Here is a 16,377-nt window from a genome sequence, read left to right on the forward strand (position 1 = left end):
GTTTTTGCAGGTCAGAGTTCTATGGCGGGTGCGTGTTCCGGCTGTCGCGCATCGATGTCGAGGTGTTCACCGACGCGGTTGACGAGCAGAGTCATCTCGTAGGCGACTTGACCGATGTCCGCTTCGGCCGCGCTGAGCACGCACAGGCAGCTGCCGCTGCCGGCCGCCGTGACGAACAGCACCGCGTCATCGAACTCGATCATTGTCTGCCGGACTTGGCCGGCGCCGAAGTGCCGGCCCGAGCCCTTGGCCAGGCTGTGCAGCCCCGAGGAGACGGCGGCGAGGTGTTCGGCGTCCTCGCGCCTGAGTCCCGTACTGGCCGCCGTGACCAGCCCGTCGTTGGACAGCACCAGCGCATGTCGTACGTGTTCGACGCGCTCGGTCAGGTCGTCCAGCAACCAGCCGAGTCCCTGGTTCGGCTCCATGATCCGTCTCCCCGTGTTGTGAGTCACCTCTGGCCTGAGGATCTGACGAGCCAGCCTTCCCCACAGCCGCTGTCGGGGCAAGCATGATGGGTGCATGGCACAGAACATGACCGATGAGGAATGGCGGGCGTTCGTCTCGGAGGGCACCCGCACCGGCAAGCTGTCGACTGTTCGAGCGGACGGAAGTCCGCATGTGGCACCGATCTGGTTCGTGCTCGACGGGGACGACCTCGTCTTCAACACCGGGAAGGACACCGTCAAGGGGCGGAATCTGGCCCGGGACGGCCGGGTCGCCCTGTGCGTGGACGACGACCGGCCACCGTACGCCTTCGTGGTCCTGCGGGGACGCGCCCGGATCTCGGAGGATCTCGATGAGGTCCGGCTCTGGGCCGGGCGGATAGGGGCGCGTTACATGGGCGAGGACCGAGCCGAGGAGTTCGCCGCCCGTAACGGCGTGCCGGGCGAACTCCTCGTGCGGATGAGCATCGAGAAGGTCCTCGCCCAGGCCGCTGTCTCGGACTGAGCGAGCCGACGCGTCAGCCGACGGAATCGAGCAGCCGGGCGGTGTACATCCGCCCGGCGTACTCGACGAGACGGATCAGCACCTCCTTCCCCGAGTCGCGGTCACGGGCGTCGCAGAGCACGACGGGTGTGCCACGGTCCAGGTCGAGGGCGCGTGACACCTCGTGGGCACCGTAAGTACGCGCATCCGCGAAGCAGTTGACGGCCACGACGAACGGGATGTGCCGGTGTTCGAAGTAGTCGACCGCGGGGAAGCAGTCCCCGAGCCGCCGGGTGTCCGCGAGAACGACGGCACCGAGGGCGCCCTGCGACAGTTCGTCCCACAGGAACCAGAACCGGTCCTGTCCCGGCGTCCCGAACAGGTAGAGCGACAAGCCGGACCTGATGGTGATGCGTCCGAAGTCCATGGCGACGGTGGTCGTGACCTTCTGGTCCACACCGTCGGTGTCGTCGACCGACTGGCCGACCTCGCTGAGCAGTTCCTCGGTGCGCAGCGGCCTGATCTCGCTGACGGCTCCTACGAGGGTGGTCTTGCCCACGCCGAATCCGCCGGCGACCAGGATCTTCAAGGCAAGTGGGGCCGTCTCGCCGTTCGGGGCATCGGAGTGCTCGGAGACCATCGATTACTTCTCTCGGGAGTGCCGGCAACCGCCGGCGTGGGTTCGGGTCCGTCTTCACAGCGCTCTCAGTCCCTCGATGACCTCGCGCAGGATGCGTTCGTCGGGCAGCTGGGCTGGTGGCACAGGTCGGCTGACCGTGACGCGGCCCAGCTCCAGGAGGTCTCCCAGGAGCACCCGGACCACGCCGACGGGCAGGTCGGCGCCCGCGGCCAGTTCGGCGACGGACTGAGTCTCCGCACGGCAGAGGTCGATGAGGGCCAGGTGTTCCGGGCCGAGCGAGGTGTCGTCGCCGATGTCCATGGCGCCCGTGTGCAGCGTGACGAGCGCGATCAGGTCGAAGCGCACCCCGGTGGGTCCGGGTTTGGTGCGTCCGCCCGTCATCGCGTACGGGCGGACGAGCGGCCCGGCCTCGTCGTCGTACCACTGGCTGCCCGGCTGCCCAGGAGGGCCGGTTCTGTCCTCGGTCATGTCCGCCGCCCTTCGCTCACCCGGACGCGGCCGGTCGAGCGCCGGCGCGCGGCGCGGTGGAAAGGTGCTCGCCCACCCGCTTGACCAGGAGCGCCATCTCGTAGGCGACCAGCCCTATGTCGGCGGTCACGGCGCTCAGGACGGCGAGGCAGGAGCCGTCGCCGGCGGCGGCCACGAACAGGAAGCCGTCGTCCATCTCCACCATGGTCTGGCGTACGCCGCCGACGCCGAAGTGGCGGCCGGCGCCCTTGGCCAGGCTGTTGAAGCCCGAGGCGACCGCGGCGAGGTGCTCGGCGTCCTCCCGCGTGAGGGCGCCGGACGCGCCCATCGCGAGCCCGTCGTTGGACAGCACCACGGCATGCCGTACCTCACCGACGCGGGTCACCAAGTCGTCCAGCAGCCAGTCGAGTTCACCGGTCCGCTGCGTGGTCCCCATACCCTGGTCGTGGATCATGCGAGGTCTCCTTCACTGCCATCGCCGCCCGACGCCGGGTCGGGGGTTGCGCCGAGGCCGGGCGAGCGGCCGCCACCGCGGGCCCAGCCGGCGCGGTAGGCCGCCATACGGTCCCGTACCAGCTCAGGGGTGCGCTCCTCGTCGCCCTGAGGGTCCACCGCGGTCGTGGGCTCAGCGGGGCGCTCCTCGCGCAACTGCGGGGCGAGGCTCGCCTGTCGCACGCGCCGTGGGAGCCCATCCGGTTCCTGCGCCTCGTCGGCCGGGCGGTGCAGCCGAAGGGTCGTGACGCCAGGCGGTGGGGCATCGGACGGGCCGTTCCCGTCTCCCCCCGGCCGGTCCCCGGCGGCCCGCATGGCCGCCTGCACGGGCGCCACCAGAGCGGGCCGTTCGTTCAGGGACTCTACGGATTCCTGCTGCGGGGCGGCGGGCACGCGCGCGTACTCGCGTTCCGCGGGCGGTCCGGTCTCCTCCCGGTGGGCACCAGAACGCTCCACCGCAGTGGTCTGAAGGAGTGCGGTGGGCAGCAGGACCACCGCGGTGGTGCCCCCGAAGGGTGAGGTCCGCAGATGCACCTTGATGCCGTGCCGGGCGGCGAGCCTGCTCACCACGAAGAGCCCGAGCCGGTCGCTGTCGAACAGGTCGAGAGCTTCGGACTGCTCGATGCGACGGTTCGCTTCGGCGAGGGTCTCCTTGCCCATGCCGAGTCCCCGGTCTTCGATCTCCAGCGCGTAGCCGTTGCCGACCGGTTCGCCGGTGATACGCACCTTGGTGTGAGGCGGCGAGAACTGTGCGGCGTTCTCGACGATTTCGGCAAGGAGGTGCGTGAGGTCGGCGACCGCCGCTCCGGCGACCGACGTCTCCGGGAGGTGTCGTACCTCCACGCGCGCGTAGTCCTCGACTTCGGATACGGCGGCACGGACCACGTTCGAGAGCGACACCGGCGTCCGCCAGGCCCGGCCGGGAGCGGCTCCGGAGAGGATGATCAGGCTCTCCGCGTGGCGGCGCATACGCGTGGTCAGGTGGTCGAGCCGGAACAGGTCGCTGAGTTCGTCCGGGTCCTCTGACCGGCGCTCCATGCTGTCCAGCAGGTTCAGTTGGCGGTGTACGAGGACCTGGCTGCGGCGGGCGAGATTGACGAAGACTCCGGAGATGCCGCTGGCGAGCTCCGCGCGTTCGACGGCGGCGCGCAGGGCGGCGCGGTGCACGGTGCTCAGGGCCTCCGCGACCTGGCCGGCTTCGTCCTCCGCGGGCGGGCCGGGAGTGGCCTCGGCGCGGACGTCGATCTCCTCTCCCGCCCGCAGTCTGCGCATGGCGTGCGGGAGTTTGCGGCGGGCGATCTCCAGAGCGCTGTTGCGCAGGCTCACCAACTCGACGACGAGGCCGCGTCCGATGCGTACGGAGATGACGAGGGACGCCGCCACGGCGACGAGGCCCAGGAGGACCGCGGCACCGGCCGGTGAGAGCAGGCCGCGCCGGAACGGGTGGGCCTGGTCCGCGACCGCATGGCCCGCGCTCGCCTCGATCGTCCGCATGTCGTCCTGCACGCGCGCGTGTGCTGCTTTCCAGCTCTCCTCGGGCGCGGCCTGGGCCCCCTTGCGTCCGGGTGCGCTCGCGAGCACCTTGTCCTCGGCAGCACGTAGGCCGGCGTAGGCGCTGCTCTCCGCGAGGGCACCCCATGCGGCCCGTTCGGGTCCGCGCAGGTCAGGAACAGCGGATTCGGTGAGCAACCGGCGGGTGTGGGCGGCACCGTTGAACAGTCGCAGCCGCTCTCCGTCGAGACTCCCGGTGAGCCGGGCGCCTCCGAGCACCGCGTCCTCCTGCGCAAGGGCCTCCCCCGCGCGGGCGAACTCGAGCACCACGCGCGCGTCGGACCCGAGATCGGCGTCCTGGATGCCGGAGAGCGCACCGCCCACGGAGAAGGCCGTCGAGATGGTCTGCGTGTATTGCCCGTACGTCTCTTTCCACCCCGTCCGCCGTTCGACCACCGCGGTCCGCAGGGAAGGCAGTTGCTCGGCACGGGTGACGAAGGCTTCGAGGCGCTGTGCCACTCCGGAGGGCAGCTCCTGGCTGTCGGCGACGGTGTTGTGCTCGCCGAGCCGCAGCTTCGCCACCGCCCGGTCGGTGCGTGCCGCAAGTTGCTTGAGGGTGCTCTCCTTCTCGGCGGCGTCGTCGGTGGCTCGGCGAACGGCGGCGGTGCGTTCGGCCTGGAGTGCGGCGACGGCGGCGGCCACCGGGGCACGCACCTGGGAGTCCACCCGCTGCAACTGCCGCAGTCGTGCGACGTCCTGGGCCGTGGTGACGGTGGCGTACGCCCACAGCGCGAGCAAGGAGATGACGGGCACCATCAACAGGCAGACGATCTTCGCCCGTACGGTGCGGGGGCGCGGACTCCAACGTCCCGCGCGCGTGGGTATCTCACTCGACACGGCGCCTGCCTGCTCCAGCGAGGCGGAGTCTTCGTCGGCCGGCGGTCCGGCGTGCGCGCGGCGGCCCCGTGCGGGAGTCGAGGGCGGCGGCGGTGAGCCGCCTGCTGGGGTCCTACGGGGTGTACGCATGGCCTCCTCGCTCGGCGTGGTTCGGGGACGCGCCTGCGGGGCGCGGTCACTGCGCTAGTGGGCGGCACTCTCGACGGGGCGCTGGGCCGATGCGGAGGCCTCGCGTTCTCCAGCGGTCGGTGAGAGCGCGACGAACGCCGAGGTCAGGAATAGATAGGACCCGAGGCCGACGGCGAGAGGGAAGATGAACTGCATCGCCGTGGCCCCGGGCAAGGCCTCGCCCGAAGGGGAGACACGCACGCTGACCGCGATCATCCCCGTGTAGTGCATGCTGCTCACCGCCACTCCCATGACGAGGGAGGCGACGGCGACCGCGACGGGCGACTTGATGTTCAGTGCCGCCCAGAGTGCCGCGGTCGCCGCGACCACGGCGATCACTACGGAGATCCCGACCAGCACCGGGTCGTAGTTCACGTCACCGTGCAGTCGCAGGGCGACCATGCCGAGGTAGTGCATGCTCGCCACGCCGAGGCCGGTGGTGAGGCCGCCGAGGACCAGTGCCCTGCCTCGGTCACGGCCGTAGCCGACGGCGAAGACGCCCGCGCCGACGACGACCATGGCGACGATCAGGCTGAGGATGGTCAGCGGCACGTCGTAGCGGATCTCGGTGCCGCTGACACTGAAGCCGAGCATCGCCACGAAGTGCATGGTCCAGATGCCCGTGCCGATAGCGGAGGCCGCGGTGAGCAGCCAGTTGCGGCGCGACCGCCCCGTGGCGCCCAGCGCGCGAACCGTGCAGCGCAGCCCCAGGGCGGCGCCTATGCAGGCCATCACGTACGACAGCACGGGGGTCAGCCAGCCGAAGGTGGCGTGGTCCAGGTGTCCCATGGCTCCGGGACGCTAGTCCGGCCCGGAGCGCACCAAGGGAGCGCATTTCGAAAGCTGTTGGAATATGACGCCAACGTGTACCTGAACGATCGCATCACGTTCGAACATGTACACCACCTCGCGGTTCTCGGCGGTGCGAGATCATGCGAAGCATGAGCGACGACCACGCACACGTGCAGGAGTTCTTCGCGGCCCGCGCGGCCGAGTGGGACGCCCGTTTTCCCGACGACGGTCCGGCATACGCTGCGGCGGTCGCCGAACTGGGGCTGCGGAAGGGCGACCACGTACTGGACGCGGGCTGCGGCACGGGACGGGCCCTGCCGCCGCTGAGGGAGGCCGTGGGGCCCTCCGGAGTGGTTCTGGGCGCGGACCTGACGCCCGCCATGCTGGAAGCCGCGGTACGGGCGGGACGGGACGGTGTGGGAAGGCTGCTGCTGGCCGATGTGGCCGCACTCCCCCTGCGCACGGCTTCGCTCGACGCCGTCTTCGCGGCGGGCCTCGTCGCTCACCTGCCGAACCCTGCGGAGAATCTGAGGGAGTTGGCGCGTGTCGTACGGCCCAGCGGGAGGCTGGCGCTCTTCCATCCTCTCGGCCGGGCAGCCCTCGCGGCCCGTCAGGGGCGGCAGATCACGCCGGACGACTTGCGCGCGGAGGCCAACCTCGGCCCGCTCCTGTCCGGCTCCGGCTGGCGCCTGACGGCGTACGTCGACGAGGACGCCCGGTTCCTCGCGCTGGCCGTACGCGAGGGCTGAGGACGCGCCTTACGACACTCCGGTGCGGCTGCGTACGCAACACCGGGGTGCGGTGCCGTGCCGCTTTACCGCACCGTCCCTCTTCTGGTGCCGGGACTTCAACTCTACGTTGAGTAGCAGGTTGAGTAGCAGCAGGTGAGCGATCAGCGATGGCACTCGCACAGGGGGAAGGTGGCCCGCATGTCCGGCATGTCAGCCAGACTCCGCAAGTTCCTTTCGCGCCCGGAAGCGTCCGGATCTCAGGAGGACCGGCGTTCGGAGAAGCGCACTCACAATCTCTTCGAGGCGGCCGCGGCCTATGTGTCGGCGTGCGCGGAGGACGACCAGGACCGGATCGACGAGGCCGCGGCCTGGGTGTCGCCGGAAGCGTTGTCGTTCGGGGTGAACGAGCTGGCGTGCCGGGCGGTCATCGCCCTGGCGCGGGAACGCGACGAGTCGCCCACCGCGGTGGCTCGGACGCTCCTCGGCCTGCCCGCCGTCTGACGCCGACTGCTTGTGCCGAGGCGCCCAGGCATGGTGGACGGCCGGCTTCAACCGTAACGGACGGCCGTTTCGCCAATGTCCAGGCGGATGCCCTCAGCTCCCGCGCGCACCCGGGACCGTGACAACCGCCGAGCGATCGCACTAAGGTGCGCCGACGGACGTAAGCAATGGGGAGGCTGGGATGGCCGGGACGGATGAGACCACCGTCGCCGCCGTGGACGACGACGCGCTGTATGTGCTGACGGCGGTGCTCTTGACGCCGGCGCAGTTCCCCAGCGTGCTGGGGGACGACTACCCGGAGGCCTGCGCGGCGCTCGGACTGGCACCCCTCGCCGACGGATACGGCCTGGTGCTCGGACAGGACGGGGACGGAGCGCGGTGGACGGTCGTCGTCGACGACGTGTCGCTGGTCGCCGTCGCCATCGCCTCGTGGGACTGCGGCATGGAGTACGACCTCTCGCCCGACGACCGCTCAATGGTCGCGGCGCTCCCCGGGTGGCCGCTGGCCGTGGCCGTCGCGGCACCCAATGTGCCCGCCCCGCACGACCCCGCGCCCGAAATCGCCGAACGGGAGCCACTGTCCCCGCCGGACACCTCGGTCTGGGGTCCGGCCCAACGGCGCCTCGGAGCCGACGAGATAGCACTCCACTGGGCGGCCTGGCGGGAGCGGATCGACGACGAGGAGTTCGTGCCTGCGGGCGGCGGATCTCCCGACGCCCCGACGGCGCAGGGCGACGACGACAAGAACAAGAGCGACGGCGACGGGGGCGTGCCGCGCAGCGGTGTCCGGCGCGTCCTCGCGGAGGTCCGTGCGTACATGGACACGCCACCGCCCCTCGGGCGCGTGCGCTCGTCGTTCGCGCCGGGTGACGCCCGGACTCTGCGGGCCGACGGTCCGGGCTGGTCGATGGTGGCCAGGACCGACGACATCGCCTTTGTACTGCTCGACGAGAAGCCGGAAGAGATCCTGCCCGTGGGTCGCGGGCCGGAGTTGCCCGGCCTGTTGGCCGCACTGGACAAGATGGCCGTACGCCCGCTCTGACGCGTACGCACTCATCGCCGGGATGAAGCGCCGCTCGCGAGCCGTGCCGTCGGCAGGCCCGCGAGCGGCGGTGTGGTCAACTCCTGTGCACTGGAAGGGAACTGACCCGGTCGGTGAAGTCTCAGCGGCCGAGCTCCTTGCGTGTGACGCGGCGCAGCCTGCGCCGCTGTGAGGGGTCCAGGGTCAGATACGCTGCCGCCGGAACCCCCACGATGATCAGAAAGGCGGCCCACCAGGGCAGCCAGATCAGCAGGAAGAGCCCGGCCGCCACGCCTCCTGCGGCGATCTTCGCGTTCTTCGACATCTTGTGTCGCCTCCTTCGCGGCCACAGCCGCTCTCTGTCCTGAGAACGGGCCCGTGCCCTTCGCGGTTCCAGGACACGACCCTGATACGACCCTGAGTCGCGACCCCTACTCCCCCCTGAGGGGCTCCCCAACCTCGTACATGTGGCGCAGGGCCTCACGGTAGGAGTCGACGAGACCCGTCTCCGTGTAAGGGATACCCAACTCTCGGCAGTGGGCGCGCACCAGGGGCTGGGCCAGCCTCAGGTGCGGGCGCGGCATGCTCGGGAACAGGTGGTGCTCGATCTGGTAGTTGAGGCCGCCGAGGAACCAGTCGGTCAGAGCGCCGCCGCGAATGTTGCGGGAGGTGAGGACCTGGCGGCGCAAATGACCCCAGCGCTCGCCTTCGGGGTCGGGCATTTCCATGCCCTTGTGGTTCGGCGCGAAGGCCAGGCCCAGGTGGAGGCCGAAGAGTGCCTGGTGGAGTGCGGCGAAGGCGAGGGCCTGACCGATTGACATGGAGGTGAGCAGCAGCGCCGCGTAGGCGGCGACGTGGACCACCAACAGGGAGCCTTCAACCATGCGCTCGCGGGGAGTCTGCCGGCGCAGGTCCCTGAAGCCGTGGATCTTCAGGGCGATGCCTTCGAGGAGGGTCAGCGGGAAGAACAGCCAGGCCTGGTTGCGGGTGAGCCAGCGGCGGAAGCCGGCCCGGCCGCTCGCCTGTTCGCTGGTGAACACCAGGACGTCGGCGGCGACGTCGGGGTCCTTGTCGATGTGGTTGGGGTTGGCGTGGTGGCGGTTGTGCTTCTCGTTCCACCAGGAGTAGCTCATGCCCAGCAGCAGGTTGCCGTGGACGAGCCCGATCAGGCGGCTCACGGACCGGTTGGCGGTGATCTGGGAGTGGCCCGCGTCGTGACCCATGAAGGCCGTCCGCGCGCAGAGGAGGGCGAGCAGGGGGGCCAGGAGAAGCACCCACCAGGAGTGGCCGATCAGGACGACGCCGACGGCGACAGCGGCCAGGGCAAGTGCGTTGACGGTGATGCCGAGCGCGTACCAGCCGTGTCTGCGGTCGAGGAGACCCTGGCCCTTGACGGTGCGCAGGAGCGGCGTGAACTCGCTTCCGACGGTAGCTCCGGGAGGATGTTCCGCGACGGCTGCGACGGTCTGGGTCATGGTGGTGGTCTCCGGTCTCTTCGGAAAGGGGCTGACCTGAAGAAACGTACGGATCGGTGACCTTGGGCGACCATGGCGGCACCACCCGTGTCCGTCCTGGGGAATCCACCCGCCTTCAGGTGGACCTGACGACACCCCTCAGGAAAGTGACCCATGCCACACCTTTGCCGGGCTCTCGAATGCCCTTGGTGCTGTATTCTCGGCAACCTTGCCCTCCGGTAGTCAAATTTGAGGAATAAGCTATTCCTGTGCTGAGGATTCCCGCGGCGACTCCCTCCGAGCTCTCCGAACTGGCCCGCTGCTGTGCCGTGTTCGTGCCCGCCGAACCAGCCCGCACCGGCGGCGTCGCGTTCTGGCACCCCGACGGCGACCGCCCTCCTGTCGTTGGATCAGGCTCCGTCGAGGAGCTGACGGTCGTCCTGCCCGGCGACGACGGCGTCGAGCTGGTGACCGTGCCTGCCGTGCTACTGCCGGTACGAGCCGCGCTGCCGGTCCTCACGCGCGCGCGTGCCGCCGCGCACGCGCACAGGGCAGCCGCCTTCTGGGGCGCGGCGGCCGTTCTCGCGCTTCAACTGGCCGCGCGCGGACTCCTCTTGCCCGGCCTGAGCGCCGCAGACCATGACGCGTGGCGTGTCGGTCCACTGCGCGCGGAGGACGTGGAACGGATCCGCGAGCTCGCCGCCGCGATGCCGCCGCACGCGCATGCGGTGCCGGTCGACGACACCGAGCCGCTGCGTCTGCCCGATCCGGAGCGGCTGGTGCGTGCCTTCCTCGACGCGGTTGCCGACACGCTCCCCCGGTCCGCCGCGGCGCCGCTCGCAACGGGCGGTGCGGCCTTCGCGGCGCCCGCACCGCAGCACATCCCCGAGCAGCGCGCCTGGGCCGCCGATGTCGCCGCGGGGCACGACGCGGGCGTACGGATCTCGCTGCGCATCGAGGTTCCGGGCCTGGACTCGGCCATGGCGGACGAGCCACGGCTGCCCTTCCGCGCGGTCCTCCAGCTGCACAGTGTGAGCGACCCGGCTCTGATCGCGGACGCCGCCGAAGTATGGGCCGACGCGGGCGCGTCGGGTCCTGCCTTCGGTCCGCGCGCGCGTCTGGACGCCCTGCTCGCCCTGCGCCGGGCCGCGCGGGCCTGGGCCCCGCTCACGCCGTTGTTGTCGGCGGCCGTGCCCGACGCGATCGAACTCGCCGACGAGGAGGTCACCGAACTCCTCGGCGATGGTGCGCGGGCCCTCGCGGCTGCCGGGGTGGAGGTGCACTGGCCCAAGGAGCTGGCGCGCAAGCTGACGGCCCGCGCGGTCATCGGGCCCCCGGATGACGAACAGGGCCCGGGGCGGCTGTCGTCGGACGTGCCGTCGTTCCTGTCGGCCGACGCACTGCTCGCCTTCAACTGGTCGTTCGCGCTGGGTGATCAGCCGCTGACGCGGCAGGAGCTGGACCGGCTCGCCGAGGCGAACCGCCCCATGGTGCGGCTGCGCGATCAGTGGGTCCTCGTCGACCCGCAGGAGGTGCACCGCGCCCGTGCGCAGCAGGACCGCAAGGTCACCCCCATCGACGCGCTGAGCGCCGCTCTGACGGGCTCCACGGAGGTCGACGGCCGCCAGGTCGACGTCCGGCCCACGGGGTGGCTGGCGACGCTGCGCGAGCGGCTCGCGGACCCTGAGGGGCAGGAGCCGGTCGGTCAGCCCGCCGCGCTCACCGCCACCCTGCGGGACTACCAGCTGCGGGGCCTCAACTGGCTGGCCCGGATGACCTCGTTGGGGCTGGGCGGCTGCCTGGCCGACGACATGGGCCTGGGCAAGACGATCACGCTGATCGCCCTGCATCTGCACCGGCAGAGCGACGAGTCGGCGGCGGGTCCCACTCTCGTCGTCTGCCCGACGTCCCTGATGGGCAACTGGCAGCGCGAGATCGAGAAGTTCGCACCGGGCACCCCGGTGCGCCGTTTTCACGGGCCGCGACGGAGCCTGGAGGACCTGGCCGACGGTGAGTTCGTCCTCACGACGTACGGCACGATGCGGCTCGACGCCGAGCAGCTGGCCGGGGCGTCGTGGGGCATGGTCGTCGCGGACGAGGCGCAGCACGTGAAGAACCCGTACTCGGACACGGCACGCCGGCTGCGGACGATCGGTGCACGCGCGCGCGTGGCGCTCACCGGGACTCCGGTGGAGAACAATCTCTCCGAGCTGTGGGCGATTCTCGACTGGACGACTCCGGGACTGCTCGGCAGGCTCGGCACGTTCCGCACCCGGTACGCGCAGGACGTCGAGGGCGGGCAGGATCCCGGCGCGGCGGATCGGCTCGCCCAGATCGTACGGCCGTTCCTGCTGCGCCGCCGCAAGTCGGACCCGGGCATCGCGCCCGAGTTGCCGCCGAAGACCGAGACCGACCGTGCCGTGTCGCTCACCAAGGAGCAGGCAGGCCTCTACGAGGCGGTGGTCCGCGAGACTCTGGCGGAGATTTCGGGCGCCGACAGCATGGCGCGGCGCGGCTTGATCGTGAAGCTGCTGACCGGGTTGAAGCAGGTCTGCAATCACCCGGCACAGTTCCTCAAGGAGGACGGTCCGAAGATCGCGGGCCGCTCCGGAAAGCTGGAACTGCTGGACGAACTGCTCGGCACCATCCTCTCCGAGGGAGCGAGTGTTCTGGTCTTCACCCAGTACGTACGGATGGCGCGGCTGATCGAACGCCACTTGTCGGCGCGCGGGGTTTCCTCTCAGTTCCTGCACGGTGGCACGCCCGTCGCCGAGCGGGAGGCCATGGTGCAGCGCTTCCAGGAGGGCGAAGTGCCGGTCTTCTTGTTGTCGCTGAAGGCCGCGGGCACGGGTCTGAACCTGACGCGTGCCGAGCATGTCGTGCACTACGACCGCTGGTGGAACCCTGCCGTCGAGGCACAGGCCACCGACCGCGCGTACCGCATCGGGCAGACCCAGCCGGTGCAGGTGCACCGGCTGATCGCGGAGGGCACGATCGAGGACCGGATCGCGGACATGCTGGCGCGCAAGCGGGAGTTGGCGGACTCGGTGCTCGGCGCCGGGGAGTCGGCGCTCACCGAACTGACCGACACCGAACTGGCCGACCTGGTGGAGCTGCGAGGAGGCGCCCGATGAGCGATCCGTACGAAGACAGCCCGGAGCGCACCTTCGCCGCGCTGCCGCCCGCGCGCGGGCGGGGCTTCGCGCAGACATGGTGGGGGCAGGCCTGGCTGAAGGCGCTGGAGGACGCGGCTCTGGACTCGGAGCAGGTGAGGACGGGCCGCCGGCTCGCGCGCGTGGGAGCCGTGGGAGCCGTGTCGGTGCGTCCCGGGCGCATCACCGCGGTGGTCCAGGACCGCGACCGAACCGCGCATCGCGCCGATGTCCTGCTCCAGCAGCTGTCCGAGGACCAGTGGGACCGTTTCCTGGACATGGCTGTGGAACGGGCCGGGCACATCGCGGCGCTGCTCGACCGTGAGATGCCACCGCATCTGGTCGAGGACGCGGCGACCGCCGGCGTCGAACTCCTGCCGGGACTTGGCGATCTGGAGCCTGAGTGCGACTGTGATGCCTGGGACCACTGTGGTCACACGGCGGCGCTGTGCTACCAGATGGCGCGGCTGCTGGACCAGGACCCGTTCGTGCTGCTGTTGATGCGCGGCCGGGGAGAGCGTGAGCTGCTGGACGAGTTGCAGGTGCGCAGCGGTCCCCAGGCCGAAGCCGTCCCCGTGCGGGATGAGCCGTCCGAGGGCGTGGACGCCGCTGAGGCGTACGCGGCGGCGGACATCCTGCCGCCGCTGCCAGACGCGCCTGTGCTGCCCGGAGATCCGGGACAGCCGCCTTCGCTGGACACGGAGACAGCACCCGCACCCGGCGTCGACCCGACCGCCCTGGCGTTCCTGGCGACGCAGACTGCTCGCGAGGCCCACCGGCTGCTCGCCGAGGCGCTCCGGCCCGATCATGAAGCGCATCCCGTGGAAGCGGAGTTGACGGTCACACAGGATGCCGTGCGGCTGGCCGTGGGCGCCGCGGAGTTCCCTGAGTCCACGGTGGCCGCTCGGCTCGGCGAAGGGTCGGGCCGCGACCGTGAGGGGCTGGAGCTCGGCGTCCGCGCCTGGGAGTACGGGGGTGTGGCCGCCCTCGACGTGCTCGAGACCGAGTGGACGGTGGAGGCGGAAACACTCGCACGCGCGCGTGCCGCCCTCGAGTCGGCCTGGGAGGACGACGAGCGGCCGCGACTGCGCGCGTCCCGCAATCGCTGGACGGTCGACGGTGGGCGGGCGCAACTGCGACTGGGGCTCGACGGCCGCTGGTGGCCGTATCGCCAGGAACGGGGACGATGGGCTCCCGTGGGGCCGGCCACGCAGGATCCGGCGACTGCCCTCGCCCTGGCGGAGGGCCGCGAATGATCCCAACACCGCCCAGCGGATGAGTGGTTGACGCTCCGCGTTCACGTGGCGGTCGTACGGCGTTCGATGCGGGGGCGAAATCTGGCCACTGTCCACGCACCCGTGCCCCAGGAGGCCCGATGTCCCCGCACGCCGTCCGTCGGCGCCACGTCCACCGTTCCGTCGCCGCCGGCGTGCCGCTCGCCCTGCTGGCCACCCTCGTGGCGTCCGGCACGGCTGTCGGCACCCCCTCCGGGGACGCGCGGGTCACACGCACCGCGACGCTCGGCGACATCCCGCTCGGCGGGTTCAGCAACGCGCTGCTGCCGGGCACCGTGGACGACGACCGCGGTGTGGACCTCGGCGGTATCGGCAGCGACATCTACCCGGCGGGCCGCATGGGCGAGTTCTGGACGGTCACCGATCGCGGCCCCAATGGCCAGATCACGGTGGACGGCAAGAAGCGCCGTACGTTCCCCGTGCCCGGCTTCGATCCGGCCATCGTGAAGATCCGCGTGTCCGGGAGCACCGTGAAGGTGCTGGACGCGATCCCGGTCACGACCTCCTCCGGGAAGTCCGTCACAGGTCTGTCCAACCAGAAGGGGCGCGACGAAGCGCCGTACTCGTACGACGCGAAGACGCCGCTCTCGTACAACCCGAACGGTGTGGACACCGAGGGCATCGTGCGTGCCAAGGACGGCAGCTTCTGGCTCGCTGACGAGTACGGGCCCTCACTGGTTCACGTCTCCGCGCGCGGGAAGGTGCTCACCCGCTATGTGCCGAAGGGGCTGAACCTGACCGGCACGGACTACCCGGTCGTCGAGGCACTGCCCTCGATCCTGCTGCACCGAAAGGTCAACCGGGGCTTCGAAGGGCTCGCCCAACTCCCGGGCGGGGACCTGGTGATGGCCATGCAGAGCCCGCTGTCCGTGCCGGATCAGGACGCGGGTGAGGCGTCGCTCACGACACGCCTGCTGCGCTTCTCGCCGAAGAAGCGGGCGGTCACGGCCGAGTACGCGTACCGCTTCGACCCGGTGAGCGTGGTCGACCCTGGCGAGGAAGACACATCGGAGCTGAAGATCTCCTCCGTGGTGGCCGTCGGCCGTGACCGGCTGCTCGTCGAGGAGCGCACCGACAAGGCGGCCAGGTTGCAGGTCGTGAGGCTGAGCCGGGGCGCGGACATCCTCGGTGACAAGTGGGACGACGCCACCACGTCCCCGACTCTGGAGCAGCTGGACGATCCGGCCGTCTCCGGTGTTCCGGTGCTGCGCAAGCGCCTCGTCGTCGACCTCGGCAAGGTCGAGGGGCTGCCCGGGAAGATCGAGGGCATCGCGCGCGTGGATCACGACACGCTCGCTGTCATCAACGACAACGACTTCGGGATGACGGACGGCGAGGGCGCGTTCGACGACCAGGGACGCCTGGTGGACAGCAAGGTCGAGACGACGGTGACGTACGTGCGGCTGCCTCGCGGAAGCGGGATCTGAGCGCCCGGCTCGCGTTTTCATCCGGTACGCGCGCGTGGCTGACGTTTTTGCGCCACGCGCGCGTGGTTCACGTCAGCGGCTTGGTGAGTTTGCCGTTCCCACCGGGGTCCGCGGCCAGGCTGCACGCGACGTTGTCGATGCCGAGCTTGAAGCCGGTGGAGTCCGGATACTGCACCAGGGTGCCGCGCACAGTCCCGGCCGGCTGCTTGACCGCCTTGTCCTGCAGAGGTTTCTCGCACAGGTCCGTTGCCGCCTTCTTGAGGGCGGCATCGGTCGAGTAAGTGCCTGTCAGCTCGGTCACCTTGACGACTTCGGCGTCATGCGCCGTACGGCACGACCGCTTCGCGGCCTGGCCGGGCTTGCTGTTGTCGACGTTGAAGCAGTCACCGGCCTTCAGCATGTAGTACGGCACTTCATTGCCCGCGGGAGTCGGGAGCAGCGACTCCAGGTCGGTGGGCAGGCCGCTGGGCAGGTCACTCGGCAGATCGGGCACTCCGGAGGGCAGGGAGGGCAGTTCGCTGGGCAGCTCAGAGGGGATGCTCAGTGACGGCGTGGGCGTACCCCTGGTGGTGTCGCTGCTCCCCGCAGGCGACTGCTTGCCCGACGAGCCCTCGTCGCTGGTGGCCACCAGCACCACTGCGGCGACGGCCCCGATCGCCACGATCACGGCCAGCACGATGAAGAGCACGTTGCGGCGCCCTCCCGGACCGGCGCCGGGTGGGCCAGGGGGCGGCGGCGGTTGCTGCCAGTCCCCGCCGCCCTGCCATGGCGGACCACCGCCTCCGGTCGGCGGCCCATAGCCTCCAGGGGGCGGACCGTAACCCCCGGAAGGCGGGCCGTAGCCCTCGGGAGGTGGCCCGAAGCCTTCGGGCAGCGGACCGAAGCCGCCGTTGCCCGGAGGCGGTGTGTCGTCCGGCGGCT

The 16,377-nt window shown here is 70.6% G+C and carries 16 protein-coding genes; 7 read left to right on the forward strand and 9 right to left on the reverse strand.

All coding sequences use genetic code 11. From position 1 onward, the window contains the following. Nucleotides 1-11 precede the first annotated feature (11 nt). Nucleotides 12-425, reverse strand: coding sequence for a roadblock/LC7 domain-containing protein (locus G6048_RS00445; RefSeq protein ID WP_165337371.1), 414 nt, complete (start codon nucleotides 423-425; stop codon nucleotides 12-14). Between the two features lie 94 nt (nucleotides 426-519). Here G6048_RS00445 and G6048_RS00450 point away from each other — a divergent pair, with 94 nt between their 5' ends. Continuing rightward, complete coding sequence (locus G6048_RS00450; RefSeq protein ID WP_165337372.1) at nucleotides 520-948, forward strand: PPOX class F420-dependent oxidoreductase; 429 nt, start codon at nucleotides 520-522, stop codon at nucleotides 946-948. 13 nt (nucleotides 949-961) lie between these two features. Here the strand turns inward: G6048_RS00450 and G6048_RS00455 are convergent, their stop codons facing one another. From G6048_RS00455 to G6048_RS00475, 5 genes are read right to left on the reverse strand one after another with little or no spacing between them, the layout of a single operon-like run. Continuing rightward, a complete protein-coding gene (locus G6048_RS00455; protein ID WP_165337373.1) occupies nucleotides 962-1,567 on the reverse strand; it encodes a GTP-binding protein in 606 nt (201 codons plus the stop codon). Nucleotides 1,568-1,621: 54 nt separating this feature from the next. After that, entirely contained in the window at nucleotides 1,622-2,035 is a 414-nt protein-coding gene (locus G6048_RS00460; RefSeq protein WP_165337374.1) for a DUF742 domain-containing protein, read from the reverse strand. A gap of 16 nt (nucleotides 2,036-2,051) precedes the next feature. Beyond that, nucleotides 2,052-2,489 carry a roadblock/LC7 domain-containing protein gene (locus G6048_RS00465; RefSeq protein ID WP_165337375.1) on the reverse strand — a complete coding sequence of 146 codons (438 nt, stop codon included), beginning with the start codon at nucleotides 2,487-2,489 and terminating at the stop codon, nucleotides 2,052-2,054. Further along, a complete protein-coding gene (locus G6048_RS00470; protein ID WP_165337376.1) occupies nucleotides 2,486-5,044 on the reverse strand; it encodes a sensor histidine kinase in 2,559 nt (852 codons plus the stop codon). The genes G6048_RS00465 and G6048_RS00470 overlap by 4 nt, the downstream gene beginning before the upstream one ends. Before the next feature lie 54 nt (nucleotides 5,045-5,098). Further along, the gene (locus G6048_RS00475; protein ID WP_165337377.1) at nucleotides 5,099-5,872 is read right to left on the reverse strand and encodes an MHYT domain-containing protein; all 774 of its coding nucleotides are present in this window, start codon (nucleotides 5,870-5,872) and stop codon (nucleotides 5,099-5,101) included. 152 nt (nucleotides 5,873-6,024) lie between these two features. Here G6048_RS00475 and G6048_RS00480 point away from each other — a divergent pair, with 152 nt between their 5' ends. The 3 genes from G6048_RS00480 to G6048_RS00490 all read left to right on the forward strand — a co-directional run bounded on the left by G6048_RS00480 (nucleotide 6,025) and on the right by G6048_RS00490 (nucleotide 8,149). Then, nucleotides 6,025-6,624: a class I SAM-dependent methyltransferase gene (locus G6048_RS00480; protein ID WP_165337378.1), complete on the forward strand. Its 600-nt coding sequence runs from the start codon at nucleotides 6,025-6,027 to the stop codon at nucleotides 6,622-6,624. 189 nt (nucleotides 6,625-6,813) lie between these two features. Beyond that, nucleotides 6,814-7,107, forward strand: coding sequence for a hypothetical protein (locus tag G6048_RS00485; RefSeq protein WP_165337406.1), 294 nt, complete (start codon nucleotides 6,814-6,816; stop codon nucleotides 7,105-7,107). 181 nt (nucleotides 7,108-7,288) lie between these two features. Beyond that, nucleotides 7,289-8,149 carry a hypothetical protein gene (locus G6048_RS00490; protein WP_165337379.1) on the forward strand — a complete coding sequence of 287 codons (861 nt, stop codon included), beginning with the start codon at nucleotides 7,289-7,291 and terminating at the stop codon, nucleotides 8,147-8,149. Nucleotides 8,150-8,270: 121 nt separating this feature from the next. Here G6048_RS00490 and G6048_RS00495 read toward each other — a convergent pair whose 3' ends face one another. Both G6048_RS00495 and G6048_RS00500 read right to left on the reverse strand, forming a co-directional pair. After that, nucleotides 8,271-8,453, reverse strand: coding sequence for a hypothetical protein (locus tag G6048_RS00495; RefSeq protein WP_165337380.1), 183 nt, complete (start codon nucleotides 8,451-8,453; stop codon nucleotides 8,271-8,273). Between the two features lie 106 nt (nucleotides 8,454-8,559). Beyond that, on the reverse strand, nucleotides 8,560-9,603 hold the full coding sequence (locus G6048_RS00500) for an acyl-CoA desaturase (RefSeq protein WP_165337381.1): 1,044 nt from the start codon (nucleotides 9,601-9,603) through the stop codon (nucleotides 8,560-8,562). Nucleotides 9,604-9,851: 248 nt separating this feature from the next. Between G6048_RS00500 and G6048_RS00505 the strand changes: the two genes are divergently transcribed. The 3 genes from G6048_RS00505 to G6048_RS00515 all read left to right on the forward strand — a co-directional run bounded on the left by G6048_RS00505 (nucleotide 9,852) and on the right by G6048_RS00515 (nucleotide 15,456). Beyond that, nucleotides 9,852-12,716 (forward strand): DEAD/DEAH box helicase, encoded by a 2,865-nt coding sequence (locus G6048_RS00505; protein ID WP_165337382.1) that lies wholly within the window; start codon nucleotides 9,852-9,854, stop codon nucleotides 12,714-12,716. Continuing rightward, nucleotides 12,713-13,990, forward strand: coding sequence for an SWIM zinc finger family protein (locus G6048_RS00510; protein ID WP_165337383.1), 1,278 nt, complete (start codon nucleotides 12,713-12,715; stop codon nucleotides 13,988-13,990). The genes G6048_RS00505 and G6048_RS00510 overlap by 4 nt, the downstream gene beginning before the upstream one ends. Before the next feature lie 119 nt (nucleotides 13,991-14,109). Further along, nucleotides 14,110-15,456, forward strand: a complete 1,347-nt coding sequence (locus tag G6048_RS00515) for an esterase-like activity of phytase family protein (protein ID WP_165337384.1) — start codon at nucleotides 14,110-14,112, stop codon at nucleotides 15,454-15,456. A 67-nt stretch (nucleotides 15,457-15,523) separates the two neighbouring features. On the opposite strand, the gene G6048_RS49110 is transcribed toward G6048_RS00515, so the two are convergent. Next, nucleotides 15,524-16,144: a hypothetical protein gene (locus tag G6048_RS49110; RefSeq protein WP_235989390.1), complete on the reverse strand. Its 621-nt coding sequence runs from the start codon at nucleotides 16,142-16,144 to the stop codon at nucleotides 15,524-15,526. Nucleotides 16,145-16,377: the final 233 nt, after the last annotated feature.

The organism is Streptomyces ureilyticus, assembly GCF_011045025.1.
GTDB classification, from domain to species: Bacteria; Actinomycetota; Actinomycetes; order Streptomycetales; family Streptomycetaceae; genus Streptomyces; species Streptomyces ureilyticus.